We start from the raw sequence: 16753 nt of genomic DNA on the forward strand, positions 1-16753 counted from the left end.
GCTGGGGCGGTGGGCAGGAGGCGCTGGGCGGTGGGGGCGGGGGGGTCGAGCGTGGGGGGCGGGGGGCGGTCGAGCGTGGGGTGGGGCGTGAGGCGGTGGGGCGCTACTGGGGGTGCGCGGGTGGGGCGACGGATGCGCGGGGTACGAGGCGCACGCCGAGTTCGCGTCGTTCGGTGGGGCCCTTCTCCCCCGCCAGGCGGCGGAAGAGGAGATCGGCGGCCACGCGGGCGAGTTCGTCGAGGTCGCGGTCGATGTGGGTGGGGGCGGGGGTCCAGAGGTCGTCGAAGGCCTGGCGGTCGACCACGGCGATCGAGACCTGGTCGGGGATGCGGACGCCCCGTTCGAGGCAGGCGCGGTAGGCGCCGCCCGCCATCGGGGCCGAGGAGACGAACACCGCCGTGGGCGGGCTCGGAGTGGAGAGGAGAGCGTGCATCGAGGCGTGGCCGCCGTCGGGGCGGTCGGTGGAGCGGGCGATGTGGGCGTCGTCGACGCGGAGCCCGGCGGTGCGGGCGCCGTCGAGGAATCCGGCGAGGCGTTCTCTCGCCTGGGAGGTGTCGAGCCGGCCGGTCACGACGCCGACGCGGCGGTGTCCGGCGGCGGCGAAGTGCTCGGCGACGAGGCGTCCGCTCGCGTGGTGGTCGGAGACGACCGCGTCGGCGGCGGGGGCGTGCGGGCCGTCCAGCGACTCCCCCACCTCGCCGTCGAGCTGCACCACGGCGATGCCGGCGGCGGCGAGACGGGCGACGACCGGGTCGTCGATGCTCCACGGGATGACGATCGCACCGTCGACCCGACCGCGGAGCTTCTCGACGAGGTCGTCGGCGGGGCCTCCGCCGTGGGGGCTCTCGCCGCTGAACAGGGCGACGGTGTAGTCGTGGGCGCGGGCGGCACGCTCGGCCGCCTGCACGATCGTGACGGTGAAGGTGCTCGCGACGTTGGGCACGACGAGGGCCACGACACCGCTGCGCCCGAGCCGGAGCGTGCGGGCGGCGTCGTTGCGTCGGTAGCCGAGGCGGGCGACGGCGTCGTCGATCGCATCGGCGCTGCGCACGCGCTGCCCCGAGAGGTGCCGCGACACCGACGCGATCGACACCCCGGCGAGCGCCGCCACGTCGAACACCGTCGGATCACGCCGCGACCTCTCCCCCGCGCTATCCACGCCCGCTCCTTCCCGCATCCGTCACCCACCACCTTCGCCCCACTCACGCCGCATCCCGCTTCACCCGCGCATCCGACAGCCCACGCGTCCGCCAGTCCGCCCATCCCGCGCACCCGCGCATCCGCACCTCTCACCCGTGACACGAAGGATACGCGGTCGATACGCATCCGAAACACGGGCACGCCAGACTCAACTGTAAAGCTTTACAGTTCCCCGCGCATCCGCACCGCCACCCTCGACGCGAAAGGCCCCCGATGCCCGTCAAGAAGTTCCATCTCGGCTGGTTCGCCCAGTACCGTGTGCCCGTCTGGTACCGCGGCAGCGACCCCTGGGCCGGCAACGTCGGCCGCCAGTGGCAGGACGGCACCTTCCTCATCGACATGGCCCGCATCCTCGACCGCGCCTGCTTCGACTTCATGATCCTCGAAGACTCCTCGAAGGTGCCCGACGCCATGGGCGGCAGCTTCGAGGCCGACCTGCGTCAGGGCCGCTTCGCCCCGAAGCACGACCCCATCCCCCTCGTGCCGCTGCTCGCGCAGGCCACGAAGAACATCGGCTTCCTCGCCACCATGTCGACCACCTTCTACCCGCCCTACATCCTCGCCCGGCTCATGTCGACGCTCGACCACGTCACCCACGGCCGCGCCGGCTGGAACATCGTCACCTCCTCCGGAGACGCCGCCGCCCAGAACTTCAACCTCGACAGGCTCTTCGAGCACGACCTGCGCTACGACATCGCCGACGAGTTCACCGAGGTCGTCACCGACCTCTGGAAGTCGTGGGAACCGGATGCGCTGGTCGCCGACCAGGCCAGCGGCACCTACGTCGACCACACGAAGGTGCACGAGATCAACCACCGCGGCGAGTTCTTCAAGGTGAAGGGACCGCTCAACACGCTGCCGTCGCCGCAGCACATCCCGGTGCTCTCGCAGGCCGGCGCGTCGTCTCGCGGCATGGAGTTCGCGGCGCGGCACGCGGAGGTCATCCTCGCGCCGGTCACGACGATCGCCGGGATGAAGGCGTTCCGCGACTCGATCCACGAGCGCATGACGGCCTACGGCCGGGCGCCGGAGCAGTGCAAGATCATGTACCTCGTCGAGCCGATCCTCGGCGTGAGCGAGGCGGATGCGCGCGAGCGGCGCGAGGCGCGCGACCACCCCTCCGACTACGAGCTCGAGGATTCGCTCGACATCATGAGCGCCCACTCCGAGATCGACTTCTCGAAGTTCGACCTCGACGCGCCCCTGCCGCCCGGGCTCACCACGAACGGGCACCAGTCCGGGCTCGCCGGGTATTACCAGATGGGCTCGACCGTGCGCGAGATCGCGACGAAGCACCTGCAGCGGGCGATCGTCGAGGAGCTCGTCGGCACGCCGCAGACCGTGGCGACGCGGATGGGCGAGATCATCGACGAGGTCGGCGGCGACGGGTTCCTCATCGCGCAGGCGATGACGCGCACGTACATCACCGAGATCGCCGACGGGCTGGTGCCCGCGCTGCAGGAGCAGGGGCGGGTGCGGACGCGGTACTCGTACGAGCACTTTCGCGACAACCTGATGGAGTTCTGATGGCGGGGTCTGCATCCGTCGCCGATAGCGGCTTCGCGTTTCCTTCCTTCCCGATCGGGTTCGGTGTCTTCCCGCTCACCGGCGAGGCGCGGCCCGGATACGACGAGTCACTGACCGTCATCCACGCGGCGCTCGACGCCGGTGTGCGTTTTCTCGACACGGCCGACTCGTATCAGCCGGTGGGCGGCGAGGTCGGGTTCGGCGAGACGCTGGTGGTGGATGCGCTCCGCAGCTGGCGGGGCGGTGATCCGTCGGAGGTCGTCGTCGGCACCAAGGGCAGCCGCATCCTGCTGCCGAACGGCGAGCGGGTGAGCAACGGCGACCCTGCGTATCTTCGCGCGGCGTGCCGGGCGTCGCTCGCGCGGCTGGCGCCACGCTCGGGCGCGCTCGACCTCTACCAGTTGCACCGGCCCGACCCGGCCGTGCCGTACGAGGACTCGCTCGGGGCGCTCGCTGAGCTGTACGACCAGGGGCTCGTGCGAGCGGTCGGGATCTCGAACGCGAACCCGGCCCAGATCGCAGTGGCTGTGGAGACGCTCGGACGCCGACTCGTGTCGGTGCAGAACCAGTTCGGGCCGGGGTTCCTGTCGTCGGAGCCGGAGCTCGAGCTGTGCGCATCGCTCGGGCTCGCGTTTTTGCCGTGGTCGGCGTTCGGCGGGGCCGACCCCGAGGTGGCACTGCCGGTCACGTTCCCCGTGCTGGGCGAGATCGCGGCAGCCCACGGGGTGTCGTGGTACCGGGTGGTGGTGGCGTGGATGCTCGCGAAGCCGGGTCGCGTGCTGCCGATCCCGGGCGCCCGTCGAGTGGAGAGCATCGTCGACACGATCGCCGGCGCTTCCCTCGAGTTGAGCCCCGACGAACTCGCCCGCATCGAGTCCGCCCTCCACCCGGAGCGCACCGCCTAAGGCGCCTAAGGCGGTCACTGCTCCTGCACAGCACCAGACCGTCGCGAAGGTCTCGACAGTTCACCCACCCGCAATGGGTGGCGCACCAGTTGGTGACCAGCCTGGAGCATGCTACTTGAGCTGGTGGAGCGTCTGGGTGGCGTCGCTCCTGTGCACGAACTCCGAAACCAAGGCGTCACCGAACGACAACTCGCGACCGCCATAGACCGAGGTGAGTTGATTCGGCCGCGGCGCGGTTGGGTCGCACACCCCACGGCCGATCCCAGATTGGTCGCGGCCATGCGAGTCGGAGGAGTGCTGACGTGCACGAGTCTGCTGCGTCGACATGGGCTGTGGGTGCGGGACGACGGACGGTTGCATGTCAGAGTGCCGGCCACGCAGTCGCGGCTGGCCTCACCCGCCCACCGCGAGCGGCCACTCTCGCCCCACCATGCCGTGTGCATCCACCGGCCGGAATGGGCTCCCACCCGACTGGCGGCTCGTGACGACATCGTGGTCGCACTTGCGGTCGCGACCTGTTGTCAGCCGCCGATCGATGCGATCGCCACCCTGGACTCCGCGCTGAACCAAGGTCTGGTCAGCCGCGCCGATTTGGCCGTGGCGCTGGCTCCGCTGCCGGCGAAGTACCGCCGGCTGGGCGACCTGACCGACGGCACCGCACAGTCGGGGCTGGAGACGAAGGCGCGGGTGTCGTTGCGAACGCGCAACATTCGTGTGCGCACTCAGGTCTGGATCGCGGAAGCGGGTCGCGTCGACACCGTCATCGGCGACTGCCTGGTGCTCGAGCTCGATGGGTATGCGTTCCACTCCGGCAGGCGGGAGTTCGAGGAGGACCGCAGGCGTGACCTCGCGCTCACGCGAGCCGGATTCCGGGTGGTGCGGTTGAGCTACGACCAGGTCATGAACGACTGGGAAGCCTGCGAGGAGGTGATTCTGGGTCTGGTGAGAGCCCGGAAGCACCTGTGGCCGCGGCGGAGCGTAGGTTCTGCATAGGAATTCGAGGGGGCATCGACACTATGCACATGCCACCCCGGAATCCTATGCAGAACCTACGGCCGGATGGGGGCCGGGGTGGGTGGGGCCGGGGCGGCGGCCCCAGGGGAGGCCGGCCAGGAGGCCGAGGCCGGCGGCGCCGAGTTGGCTGAGGCCGATGAAGACGAGCAGGCCGCTGCCGCCGGCGGCCGCGCCGAGCGCGCCGCCGACGAGGGCGCCCGCGGCGCTGGTGGCGCGCAGACTCATCGCCGTGGTGAACACCTGGGTGCGCAGGGCCTCGGGGGTGTACGCCGAGCGCACGATGATGGTGGAGGTCGTCATGGGCCCGTTGAGCAGCCCGCACGCGAACATCACCACGAAGGTCAGCGTCGGGTCGTCGGTGAACCCCAGCAGCACGAACGCGAGACCCGACACCACGAGGCTGAGGTAGAGGATGCGCGACGCGTACCGCAACCCGATCGGCCTCACCGCGACGATCACACTCCCGAGCACGCCTCCGAGCGCGTGCGCCACGAGCAGCAGCCCGCCCTCCTCGGCGGCACGCCCCCACTCGAAGGCGAGGAGCGTGACGGCCAGTGGCAGCACCGCGTCTTTGCCGAAGGAGGCGAGCGAGCTGGCGACGGTGGTTCCGCGCAACTGGGGCACCCGGGTGAGCACGACGAGCCCCGTCCAGACGTCACGCACCCGGAAAGGCGGCAGGATGCGCGGCCCCCGCATCGGGATCGACAGTAGCGCGATGAACGCCCACGCGGGCAGCGCGATCACCGCCGCCGCGACCACCGCCCAGAACGGGCCCCAGAGCGCCGCGGTGAAGGTGGCCACCAACGGCCCGATGATGGCCGACACGCTGTAGGTGCCCACGTCGACCGCGTAGCCGCGGGCGAGCTTCTCAGCCGGCACCACGCTGACCACCAGCGGCGTCATCGCCCCTTCGAACAGCGGCGTGGCGCACCCGGTGATGAAGGCGAAGAGCAGCGCGAGCGGCCACAGCCCCGCACCCAGCGTGAGCGCCACCGCCGTGAGGCTCGCCGCGAACACCGGTGGCGCGGCGAGGTAGAGCCGTTTCGGCCGGGTGGCCCGGTCGACGATCATGCCGAGCAGCGGCCCCAGCACGAGCGACGGCAGCACCGTGAACGCCGTCACGGCACCGGCCACGAGCGGATCCCCCGTGGTCGCCACAGCGAGCAGCGTGATCGCGAGCGCCGACGCCCGCGCCGCCAGCCTCCCCGACGCCGCTGCCGCCGCGTAGAGCGCGAGACCCCCGCGCCTCACGACGTCGGGCGAGCGCGGGCGCTGGCACCACCGCGGCGCCTCGCGCTCACAGGCACAGCGTCTTCGTGGTGAGGAACTCCCGCAGCCCGAACTCCCCCGCCTCGCGCCCGTGCCCCGACTGCTTGAAGCCGCCGAACGGCGCCCCCTCGGGCTCGTCGCCGCCGTTCACGTGCACGATGCCGCTCCGGATGCGCCGTGCCACCCGTGTCGCCGTCGCCGTGTCGCTCGACCACACCCCCGCGGCCAGCCCGTAGTCGGTGCCGTTCGCCACGGCCACCGCCTCCTCTTCGGAGTCGACCGGGATGATGACGAGCACCGGCCCGAAGATCTCCTCCTGCGCGATCGTCATCGACGGCGCCACGTCGCTGAACACGGTGGGCGCCACGTAGTACCCACGCGAAAGACCCGCAGGCGCACCGCCACCACCCACGAGCAGCCGCGCCCCCTCGCGCGATCCGGTCTCGATGTACCCCCGCACCCGGTCGCGCTGCACCGACGACACGAGCGGCCCGATGCGCACCGCCGGGTCGCGCGGGTCGCCCACCGTCCACGTCGACACCGTCTCCTCGACCGTGCGCTCCACCTCCCCGAGCCGGTGCCGCGGCACGATCATGCGCGTGAGCGCGCTGCAGGTCTGCCCGGCGTTCGGGAAGCAGCTCGCCACCCCACGCGTGACCGCCGCCGCCATCTGCAGCTCGTCGAGGTCGTCGAGCAGCAGGTTCGGCGACTTGCCGCCGAGCTCCATCGCCGTGGCCTTCACGGTCGCCGCGGCCAGCTCCGAGATGCGCCGCCCCGCCCGGGTCGACCCCGTGAACGACACCATGTCGACGAGCGGATGCGCGACCAGCGCCTCCCCCGCCTCGACGCCGTAGCCCGTGACGAGGTTGAACACCCCGGCCGGCAGTCCCACCTCGTGCACCGCCTCGGCGAGCACGAAGGCGTTGAGCGGGGTGACCTCGCTCGGCTTCAGAACGACTGTGCACCCCGCGGTGAGCGCCGCGGCGACCTTGTCGGCCGTCTGCAGCAGCGGGTAGTTCCACGGCGTGATCGCCGCGACGACGCCGACGGGCTCCTGCACCACGATCGACCCCCCCAGGAGCGTCTCGGGCTCGAGCGCGGCCGCGAGCGACGGCATGGCGAGGAACTTGTCGATCGCCGCCCCCACCTGCACCCCGCGGGTCGCCGCGGTGGTGCTGCCGAGCTCCGACTGGATGACCCGCTCCAACTCCGCGCGGCGAGCGTCGAGCGCCCGCCCCACCGCGGCCACGAGCGCGGCCCGCGCTGCCATCGGCACCGCGCGCCACTCCTCCGCGGCCGCCGCGGCAGCTGCCACGGCCAGCTCCACCTCCGCGGCCCCGGCCTGCGGCACGGTCGCGATCACGCTCTCCGTGACGGGGTCGACCACCTCGATCTCCGGCAGAGCGGTCTCCACCCACTCCCCGCCGATGTACAACGACGACAGCCGCTCCATCAGGCCGCCTTCCCCGACGAGAACACCCGCGACACGAAGTTGATCGTGCGCTCCTCCTTCGGGTTCATCAGCACCTCGGAGGGGTGGCCGCTCTCCACGATCCGCCCGCCGTCCATGAACACCACCCGGCTGGCCACGTCATGGGCGAAGGTGAGCTCGTGCGTCACCACCACCATCGTCATGCCCTCGGCCGCGATGTCGCGCATCACCTGGAGCACCTCGCCCACGAGCTCGGGGTCGAGCGCCGAGGTGGGCTCGTCGAACAGCATCACCGACGGCCGCATGGCGAGCGCGCGGGCGATCGCCACCCGCTGCTGCTGCCCACCGCTGAGGTTGCGCGCGAAGGCGTCTTTGCGGTCGATCATGCCGACCCGCTCGAGCTGCAGCAGGGCCTCGTCGCGGGCGGCCTGCTTCGACAGTCCCTTGAGGGTGCGCGGCGCCACCATCACGTTCTCGATGGCCGACATGTGCGGAAAGAGGTTGAACCGCTGGAACACCATCCCGATCTGCATGCGCTGCCGCTGCACGTGCTTCTGCTTCGCCGTCATGAGCCGCCCGAAGCGGTTGCGCTCGAAGCCGATGACGTCGTGGTCGAGCTCGATGTGCCCGAGGTCGGGCGACTCGAGGTTGTTCATGCAGCGCAGCAGCGTGCTCTTGCCGGAGCCGGAGGGCCCGATGATGCACGTGGTCTCGCCCGCGTGGCACTGCAGGCTGATGCCCTTCAGCACCTCCAGGCTGCCGTAGCTCTTGTGCACCTGGCGCACCTCGATGGTGCCCGGGTTCTGCACCTCGAATCCGGCAGAACCGGCCGAACCGGACTTAGGAAGCCGTGGAATCGCCATGGCGCCTCCTCAGGAGAGAGTGGATGATGCGGTCGGAGAGCTTCTGCACCGGACCGGTCTTGCGGGTGAGCGAGCGGCCGTAGTGGCGCTCGAGGTAGTACTGGCCCACGCTCATCACCGAGGTGCACACGAGGTACCAGAAGGCCACGACGAGCAGGATCTCCATGACCCGCCCGTTGACGAAGTAGAGGGACTGCGCCCGGTTCACGATCTCGGGGTAGGACACCAGCGACGCCAGCGACGAGGTCTTGAGCAGACCGATCGCCGAGTTGCCGAGGTTCGGCAGCACCGCCGGCATGGCCTGCGGCAGGATGACGATGCGCATGGTGCGCCAGCGCGAGAACCCGAGCGCCGACCCGGCCTCGGTCTGCCCGTGGTCGACCGAGAGGATGCCGCCGCGGATGACCTCGGCGAGATAGGCCCCCTCGTTGATCGACAGGCCCACGATCGCGGTCATCATCGGCGTCATGATCGCCACCGTCGACACCACCCCGAACCCGGGGAACCAGATCGACGGCAGGATGAGCGCGAGGTTGAACCACAGCAACAGCTGCACCAGCAACGGCGTGCCGCGGAAGATCCACACGTACACCCACGCGATCCCCGCGAGCACCTTGTTCTCGGAGAGCCTCATCGTGCCGAAGACCACACCGAGCACGAGGCCGATCACGAACGACAGCACCGTGATGATGATGGTCTTGCTCAGCCCCTCGAGGATGAGCGGGTTGAACACGTAGCTGAAGGTGACGGGCCAGTCGATCTTCGCGTTGGCGAAGGTCACCACCACGAAGCCGGCCACAACCACCGCGATCGCGCCGAGCACCCACTGCATGGGCTGGGGGCGCGAGTGCAGGGTGGAGGGCTCGCCCTTCTCCACCTGTTCGAGCCAGGCGTCATGCTCCTTCTGCGACGTCTCGGTCGGTGTGGCCATCGGGTGTCTCCTCGATACTCGGTGGTGCAGGTCACAGCACGGCGGACTGCCGCGCGACGATCACGGTGGGCACGGTGCCCGGATGCACCAGGCTGTCGGCGACCGCCTCGACGAGCGAAGCGATCGAACCCGCCTCTCGCGCCTCGCATCCGAGGGCCCGGGCGAGCAGCGCCAGGTCGGGCACGTGCAGGTCGACACCGAGCGACGGGATGTCCCGGCTCACCATCTGGTCGCGGATCTCGCCGTACCCGCCGTTGTCGAGCACCACCACCGTGAACCCCAGCCCCTGCTCCACCGCGGTGACGAGCTCCTGCACCGAGAACAGGAACGCCCCGTCTCCGAGCAGCGCCAGCACCGGCCGGCCGGGGTTGCCGAGCGAGGCCCCCACGGCGGCGGGCACCGCATAGCCGAGCGTGGCGAACCCGTTGGGGTAGAGGAAGCTCCGGGCCGCCCCCTGCAGCAGCAGCGGTGCGGTTCCGCGGTACGACACCTGCGAGCTGTCGCCGCACACGATCGTGTCGGGCGCCAGCGCAGCGGCCAGGGCATCGTGCAGAGGCACCCACGACGACGCGCTCCCGCGCACCAGGTCCCGGATGCGCGCGGCGCGGTCCAGAGCGTCGGGATGCGCGACGGCGTCGGCCGGCCCCGCGACCGCGAGCGCCTCCACCAACTGGGCGAGCACCCGGTCCGCGTGCCCGAGCAGCGCCACCGTCGGCGCCACCGGTTTCGCGAGCTGGGCCACCGAGATGTCGACCCGCACCACTGCGGAGAGCTCGGAGAACACGTCGGGGTCGACGTCGGTCTCGGCCAGCTCGCTCCCCACCACGAGCACCACGTCGGCCTCGGCGAGAGCCTCGGCCGCGTAGGGCACCGCCACCCCGCCCGAGAGCGGGTGCGTCTCGGCCAGCGCGGCCTTCCCCGTGGTCGTCGTGACGACGGGTGCCCCCAGCAGCTCGGCGAGCGCGGCGAGGCCCACGCCCGCATCCACCGCTCCCCCGCCCGCGAGCACAAGCGGGCGCTCGGCGGCCCGGAGCACCGCGGCGGCCCGCGCCACGGCATCGGTGTCGGCGCTCACAATCCCCGGGAGCACGGAGGCCTCGGCCGCCACCGCGATGGTGCGCGACTCGAGCACGTCGATGGGGATCTCGAGGTGCACCGGCCGGGGCCGCGACACGCTCCACTCGGCGAACGTGCGCGCGATCTCGGCCACCGCCTGCTCGGCGCTGTGGCACCGCACGCTGCGCGCGACGACGGCGTCGACGGCGGCGCGCTGGTCTTTCACCTCGTGCAGCCAGCCGATGTCGGCGCGCTCGAGTCCGGTCGCCGGCCCGGGCGAGAGCACGAGCACCGGGATCGAGTCGGCGTAGGCCGTGCCGAGCGCGGCGAGCGCGTTGAGGAGGCCCGGGCCGCTGGTCGTGATGACGACCCCGGGCCGGCCGGTGCTGCGGGCGTAGGCATCGGCCGCGTAGCCCGCCCCCTGCTCGTGGCGCGGCGTGACGTGGTGGATGCCGGAGCCCTCCGCGCCGCCGCGCAGCCCTCGGTAGAGCTCGAGGTTGTGCGTGCCGGGGATGCCGAAGACGTGCGTCACGCCGTGGGCGGCGAGGGCGCGCACGATCGCTTCGCCGACGCTCTCGGTGAGGAGTCCGGAGAGCTCGGCCGGTTCGTGATTGACGAGTGCCACGGTGCTATTCCACCCCGCGACTGTTTCGACCAGGGCACGCAATCGTTACCACTGTGTTTCGAATTTCACGCCCAAGAGCGGCTCAGCGCACGCCGCACTCACGAAACCGCCTCCTACAAAGACAAGAGGTAACACCCCCGGATTTCCGGGCGATTACGCATGTCAACACTGTGTTACGAGCCCTCGGATGCTGTTGCAGGCGATTTGCCACGCGTAGTACAAACGTTTACGCAAGTACGGCAGAAATGTGGCTCCGGCCACGCGAGGCGACCGGGAGGTCATCGAGATGGGATCCAAACCGTTCCACCTGGGCTGGTTCACGAACTACGCCACTCCGGTGTGGCAGGGCCCGTGGTCGGGCAACGAGACCACGTCGTGGATGGACGGCGAGTTCTACGTCGACATGGCCAAGTCGATGGAGCGGGCCGGCTTCGACTTCATCATGCTCGAGGACTCCGAGATCGTGCCCGACGCCTACGGGGAGTCGATGGTGAAGGCCCTGAAGTACAACATGAGCGCCCCCAAGCTCGACCCCGTGCTGCTGCTGCCGGCCATCGCCCGCGAGACCGACAAGCTCGGCCTCGTCGCCACCATGACCACGAGCTTCTACCCGCCCTTCATCCTCGCCCGGTCGATGCAGACCCTCGACCACATGACGCACGGCCGGGTGGGCTGGAACATCGTCACCTCGAGCGAGGACCGCGCGGCCCAGAACTTCGGCCTCGACAAGCTCTACGAGCACGACGAGCGCTACGAGCGCGCCGAGGAGTTCACCGACCTGGTGGGCGAGCTCTGGAACTCGTGGAAGCCGGATGCGCTGGTCGCCGACTACGAGACCGGCACCTACACCGACGGCGACAAGGTGGAGGTCATCGACTTCAAGGGCACCTATTACTCCAGCCGCGGGCCCCTCAACGTGCCGCCCGGGCCGCAGGGCCGCCCGGTCATCTGCCAGGCCGGCTCCTCGGAGCGCGGACGCGAGTTCGCCGCCAAGTACGCCGAGATCATCCTCGCCGTGCCCACGGGCCTCGAGCGCCAGAAGCAGTTCCGCGACGACATCCGGGCCCGCATGGAGCGCATCGGTCGCGACCCCGACAGCTGCAAGATCCTCTTCATCGCCGAGCCCGTGCTGGGCTCCACCCAGGCCGAGGCCGAGGCGGTGTGGGAGAAGATGAACGAGCCCACCGACGCCAACGTCGAGCGCGGCCTGATCGGCATGAGCACGGTGACCGACATCGACTTCTCGAAGTTCCCCCTCGACGAGCCGCTGCCCAAAGACCTCACCACCAACGGCCACCAGTCGAGCCTGAAGAACTTCTACACCTACGGCGAGACCCTCCGCGACGTGGCCATGACCTGGCTCTACCACTACGCCGACAAGAGCCTCGTGGGCACCCCCGACAAGGTCGCCGAGCGCATGGAGGAGATGATGGACTACGTGGGAGGAGACGGTTTCCTCATGCACGGCCCCATGTCGCGCCGCTACATCAGCGAGGTCTGCGACGGGCTCGTCCCCGCGCTCCAGCGCCGCGGGCTCACGCGCACCTCCTACACGCACGACACACTGCGCGAGAACCTCCTCGCCTTCTGAGCCGCACCACCCGGAAGCACCACCGCACCACCTGTTCCACCAGCACCAGCCGCACCGATCATCCCGACAACCAAGCGACAGGAATCTGGAATGCCCACCTCTCACATCACCCGCGCCGGCCGCAGCCGCCGGCTGCTCGCGCCGCTCGCCCTCACCGCCGTCACCGCGATCGCCCTCGCGGGCTGCGCCAGCGGCAGCTCGGCCGAGACCACGGCCACGCCCGACGCCGAGCTCAGCGAGCTCGCCGCCCAGCTGCCCCAGTCGATCCTCGACAAGGGCAAGATCGACGACCTCGTGCAGACGCCGGCGGCGCCGTTCGAGTTCGTCGACGAGTCGACCGGTGAGCTCACCGGCATCGACATCGACCTCACCAACCGCATCTCCGAGGTGATCGGGTTCCCGATCGAGATCACCCAGGTGAGCGACTTCGCCAACCTCATCCCGGGTGTGCAGAGCGGCCGGGCCGACATGGTGATGTCGGGCACGCTCGACAAGCTCGAGCGTCAGGACGTGGTCGACATCGTCGACTACTTCACCACCGGCACCGTCTTCATGAAGCTCGCCTCCAACAGCGACATCAACGGCTACGAGGACCTCTGCGGGCAGACCGTCGTGACCGCCAGCGGCACCGACTACCCGAGCCAGACGCAGGCGATCTCGGAGGAGTACTGCGGCGACCCGAACAGCATCCAGATCCTCACCACCTCGTCGGGCTTCGGCGACTACGTGAACCAGCTGGAGCTCGGCCGCGCGGTGGCCCTCGTCAACGGCTCCGACTTCAGCGCCTACGAGGCCGCCGAGAACTACCCCGACGAGCTCGAGGTGGTGGGCGACCCCGTCATCAACCCGGGTGTCTACGGCGTTCTCGTGAACAAGGATCTGCCGGAGCTCCGCGACGTCATCCAGCAGGCGCTCACCATCATGATCGAGGACGGCAGCTACCAGGAGATCCTCGAGAAGTGGGGTCAGGGAGCGGCCGCAGTCGACGAGATCACCATCAACTCCGCCACCCAGTAGCCTCGAGATCATGACCGGAATCCTTCTTCGCACCGAGATCTCGTCCATCTGCGGCTCAGACCTGCACGGTCTCCGCGCCGGTCACGAGGCGGGTTCGAACCTGGAGGAGCTCGGTCACGAGTCGGTCGGGGTCGTCGTGAAGAGCGACGACCCCGGCTTCACCCCCGGCCAGCGCGTGCTCCACGCGCCGGTCGTGGAGGACGGCCGCACCTTCGCCCCCTTCCAGCGCGCCCGCCCCGGCTTTCTCGTGGCGGTGCCCGAGGGCCTCGACGCCGAGCGCGCGGTGTTCGGGCAGCAGCTGGGCACCGTGCTGTGGTCGCTCACGCACTACCTGCCGACCGGCGCCGTGCCGACGACCGCGTTCATCGCGGGAGCGGGGCCGGCCGGCCTGCTCTTCCTCCAGGTTCTCCGCGGCCTCGGCGCCGAGCTCGTCGTGGTGAGCGAGCCCGTCGAGTGGCGGCGGGAACTCGCGGCCCGGTTCGGCGCGGTCACCACCACGCCCGAGGAGGCGGACGGGCTCGTCGCCTCGCTCACCGACGGGCGCGGGGTCGCCCTGGCCGTCGACGCCTCCGGGGCCGCCGTCGCCCGCGCCCAGTGCGTGCAGCTGGCCGCGCAGGAGGGCGTGGTGGGCTTCTTCGGCATCCCCAACGACGACGAGATGCGCTTCGACCTCGACCTCTCGGCCGCCTTCGGCAAGAACCTCACGCTCTCCACCGTGCAGGGCGCCCAGTTCGAACCCGGGCTCACCTCGTTCAGCCGCGCCCTCGAGATGATCGCCGACGGCAGCATCGACGTCGACTCCCTCATCAGCCACCGGCTCACCCTCGACCAGGTCGGCTACGCCTTCGACATCGCGGCACGCATCGCCGACGGCGCCGTGAAGGTGCTCGTCGACGTGCGGGACGCCTGACCGCCGCCGGCCGCCCCGCGCCGCCCGGCCCAGCCAGTATCATTCAACCGTGACAGTCGACCTCCGCGCCGTCGCAGAGGCGAGCGGCGTCTCGATCAGCACGGTGTCGCGTGCGCTCAGCGGCTCGCCCCGGGTGAGCCCCACCACCCGCCAGCGCGTGGAGAAGATCGCGGCGAGCCTCGGCTACCGGCCCAACGTGGTCGCGCGCGGGCTCCGCACCCGGCAGTCGAACCTCATCGGCCTGGTCATCCCCAACCTCGTGAGCTTCACCTTCGTACAGCTGTTCTCCGACCTGCAGCGCGGCTTCCGCGAGCACGGCTACGAGATCGTGCTGAGCGTCACGAACAGCGACCCCGAGCAGGAGCTCGCCTCGTTCCAGACCCTGCGCGGTCACCAGGTCGACGGCGTCGTGGTGATCGGCTCCTACGAGGTGAGCACGGAGTACCTGCGCACCACCGGGCTGCCCGCCGTGCACCTCTTCCGCCCGCCGGAGCGGCCGGCCGGCGACTGCATCACCATCGACGACGTGGAGAGCACCCGCAGCTCCATCAGGCTGCTGGCCGAGAAGGGCCACCGCCGCATCGCGTTCATCAACGGCCGCGACCCGGAGACCATGGACGGCTACCGCGTCGCCCTGGCCGAGGCGGGCATCCCGTTCGACGACGAGCTCGTGCACGTGGGCGGCTACAACACCGACACGGGCATCGCCGGGGTCGACAAGGTGCTCGCCCTCGACGACCCGCCCACCGCCGTCTACTTCGGCTGCTACGAGACCTGGCTGAGCGGCATCCCGCGCCTGCAGGAGCTCGGGCGCACCGTCGGCGACGACGTGTCGATCGTGTGCCGCGACGACGCCCCCATGCTGCGCTGGTGGCGCCCCTCCATCACCGTCACCGACGTGGAGGTGGGCCGCATCGCCGGGCTCGCCATCTCACGGCTGCTCGACGCGATCTCGGTGCGCACCGCGGGCGGGCGCACCGAGAGCGGTCGCTACCAGGTGAGCGCGAAGCTCATCGAGCGCGACTCCGTCGTCGAGCTCAGCGCATCCTGACTCAGCACATCCCGACTCAGAACTCCATCAGGTTGTCGCGGAACAGCTCGTGCGTGTACGACGTGCGCGTGAGCCCCCGCCGCTGCAGCTCCGGAACCAGCGCGTCGGTGATGTCGGCGATGTAGCTCCGGGTGAGCACCGTCGTCTCGATGAGGAACCCGTCGCCCCCGATCTCGTCCATCGCCGCCTCCATCGCATCCGCCACCTGCTCGGGCGTGCCCACGAAGTCCTCGTTGATGTAGTGGTGCCACCAGGTCTCGGCGATCTCCCGCACCGTGTCGCCCATGTGGTAGAGGCTCTTGAGGCTCGTCTGGTGCGCGTTTGTGGAGAGTTCGGGCAGCGGCGCGTCGAGGTCGAGGGTGGAGAAGTCGATCTCGGTGTGCGCGCTCAGCCACGACAGCGAGCAGTGCAGCTGGTACTCGTCGAGGGTGTACCGCACCTTCTTCTTCACCTGCGCCTCCTCCGCCGTGCGGCCGATGATGGGCTCGGTGATGAAGAGCACCTTGCAGGTGTCGGGGTCGCGGCCGAAGAACTTCATGCGGGCGCGGATGTCGTCGCGGTACTCCTTCATCGCCTCCACGCCCTGCGAGGCGCAGAGGATGAACTCCGAGTACTTCGCCGCGAAGTCGCGCCCCGCGTTCGACCCGCCGGCCTGCCCGAACACCGGCATGCCCTGCGGCGACGGCAGCGTGGTGAGCGGCCCGCGGCTCTTGAACCAGCGCCCCTCGAAGTCGATGGTGTGCACCTTGTCGGGGTCGACGTACTGGCCGGTCTCGCGGTCCATCAGCAGCGCATCCGGTTCCCAGCTGTGCCAGAGCTCGCGCACCAGCCGCACGTACTCGTCGGCCATCTCGTAGCGCAGATCGTGCTCGATGAGCTTGTCCATGCCGTAGTTCTTGGCCGCCAGGTCGCCGGATGAGGTCACCATGTTCCAGCCCACGCGGCCGTGGGTGAGGTGGTCGAGCGTCGACATGAGGCGCGCCAGGATGTAGGGCGGGTAGAAACTGGTCGACATGGTGCCCACCACGCCGATGTGCTTCGTGGCGGCGGCGAGGATGCCGAGCAGCGGGATGGGGTCGTGCTTGGGGGCGAAGTTGCCGTAGGCGAGGTCCCACTTCGTGCTGCCCTGATAGGTGTTGGGCACCTTCGTGGAGTCCTCGAGCATCATGAGGTCGAAGCCTGCCCGTTCGAGGCTCTGCAGCATGTCGATGTGGAAGGAGCCGTCCATCCACTCGGCGCCGTTGTTGCCGGAGTAGACGTCGTTCCAGTACGGGGTGTTGAAGCTGAGGAACCAGCCGAGGTGGAAGCGGCGATCCTGGACCATGAGACCTCTTTCGCGAAACCGGGGTGGGTGAGCGGATG

The 16753-nt window shown here is 70.0% G+C and carries 14 protein-coding genes; 7 read left to right on the plus strand and 7 right to left on the minus strand.

Features of this window, described 5'->3' with window-relative positions; genetic code table 11:
* Positions 1 to 103: 103 nt before the first annotated feature.
* Entirely contained in the window at positions 104 to 1159 is a 1056-nt protein-coding gene (locus N1031_RS05100; RefSeq protein WP_259478524.1) for a LacI family DNA-binding transcriptional regulator, read from the minus strand.
* Between the two features lie 254 nt (positions 1160 to 1413).
* Here N1031_RS05100 and N1031_RS05105 point away from each other — a divergent pair, with 254 nt between their 5' ends.
* The 3 genes from N1031_RS05105 (at position 1414) to N1031_RS05115 (ending at position 4625) form a co-directional block, all read left to right on the plus strand.
* Positions 1414 to 2727 (plus strand): NtaA/DmoA family FMN-dependent monooxygenase, encoded by a 1314-nt coding sequence (locus N1031_RS05105; protein WP_259478525.1) that lies wholly within the window; start codon positions 1414 to 1416, stop codon positions 2725 to 2727.
* Entirely contained in the window at positions 2727 to 3632 is a 906-nt protein-coding gene (locus tag N1031_RS05110; protein ID WP_259478526.1) for an aldo/keto reductase, read from the plus strand. Before N1031_RS05105 ends, N1031_RS05110 begins: the two co-directional genes overlap by 1 nt.
* 366 nt (positions 3633 to 3998) lie before the next feature.
* Positions 3999 to 4625, plus strand: coding sequence for an endonuclease domain-containing protein (locus N1031_RS05115; protein WP_259478527.1), 627 nt, complete (start codon positions 3999 to 4001; stop codon positions 4623 to 4625).
* 45 nt (positions 4626 to 4670) lie between these two features.
* Here N1031_RS05115 and N1031_RS05120 read toward each other — a convergent pair whose 3' ends face one another.
* From N1031_RS05120 to N1031_RS05140, 5 genes are read right to left on the minus strand one after another with little or no spacing between them, the layout of a single operon-like run.
* Positions 4671 to 5897 carry an MFS transporter gene (locus N1031_RS05120; RefSeq protein WP_259478528.1) on the minus strand — a complete coding sequence of 409 codons (1227 nt, stop codon included), beginning with the start codon at positions 5895 to 5897 and terminating at the stop codon, positions 4671 to 4673.
* Positions 5898 to 5943: 46 nt separating this feature from the next.
* Entirely contained in the window at positions 5944 to 7368 is a 1425-nt protein-coding gene (locus tag N1031_RS05125) for an aldehyde dehydrogenase family protein (RefSeq protein WP_259478529.1), read from the minus strand.
* Complete coding sequence (locus N1031_RS05130) at positions 7368 to 8210, minus strand: amino acid ABC transporter ATP-binding protein (protein ID WP_259478530.1); 843 nt, start codon at positions 8208 to 8210, stop codon at positions 7368 to 7370. Before N1031_RS05130 ends, N1031_RS05125 begins: the two co-directional genes overlap by 1 nt.
* On the minus strand, positions 8188 to 9141 hold the full coding sequence (locus N1031_RS05135) for an amino acid ABC transporter permease (protein WP_259478531.1): 954 nt from the start codon (positions 9139 to 9141) through the stop codon (positions 8188 to 8190). The genes N1031_RS05130 and N1031_RS05135 overlap by 23 nt, the downstream gene beginning before the upstream one ends.
* Before the next feature lie 31 nt (positions 9142 to 9172).
* Entirely contained in the window at positions 9173 to 10822 is a 1650-nt protein-coding gene (locus N1031_RS05140; protein WP_259478532.1) for a thiamine pyrophosphate-binding protein, read from the minus strand.
* Positions 10823 to 11108: 286 nt separating this feature from the next.
* Between N1031_RS05140 and N1031_RS05145 the strand changes: the two genes are divergently transcribed.
* The 4 genes from N1031_RS05145 to N1031_RS05160 all read left to right on the plus strand — a co-directional run bounded on the left by N1031_RS05145 (position 11109) and on the right by N1031_RS05160 (position 15391).
* Entirely contained in the window at positions 11109 to 12413 is a 1305-nt protein-coding gene (locus N1031_RS05145; protein ID WP_259478533.1) for an NtaA/DmoA family FMN-dependent monooxygenase, read from the plus strand.
* Between the two features lie 90 nt (positions 12414 to 12503).
* A complete protein-coding gene (locus N1031_RS05150; RefSeq protein ID WP_259478534.1) occupies positions 12504 to 13430 on the plus strand; it encodes a transporter substrate-binding domain-containing protein in 927 nt (308 codons plus the stop codon).
* 10 nt (positions 13431 to 13440) lie between these two features.
* Entirely contained in the window at positions 13441 to 14340 is a 900-nt protein-coding gene (locus N1031_RS05155; protein ID WP_259478535.1) for a zinc-dependent alcohol dehydrogenase, read from the plus strand.
* A gap of 49 nt (positions 14341 to 14389) precedes the next feature.
* Entirely contained in the window at positions 14390 to 15391 is a 1002-nt protein-coding gene (locus N1031_RS05160) for a LacI family DNA-binding transcriptional regulator (protein WP_259478536.1), read from the plus strand.
* 16 nt (positions 15392 to 15407) lie between these two features.
* Here the strand turns inward: N1031_RS05160 and N1031_RS05165 are convergent, their stop codons facing one another.
* The gene (locus N1031_RS05165) at positions 15408 to 16715 is read right to left on the minus strand and encodes an NtaA/DmoA family FMN-dependent monooxygenase (protein ID WP_259478537.1); all 1308 of its coding nucleotides are present in this window, start codon (positions 16713 to 16715) and stop codon (positions 15408 to 15410) included.
* Between the last annotated feature and the right edge of the window lie 38 nt (positions 16716 to 16753).

The organism is Herbiconiux moechotypicola (genome assembly GCF_024979255.1).
Taxonomy (GTDB): domain Bacteria; phylum Actinomycetota; class Actinomycetes; order Actinomycetales; family Microbacteriaceae; genus Herbiconiux; species Herbiconiux moechotypicola.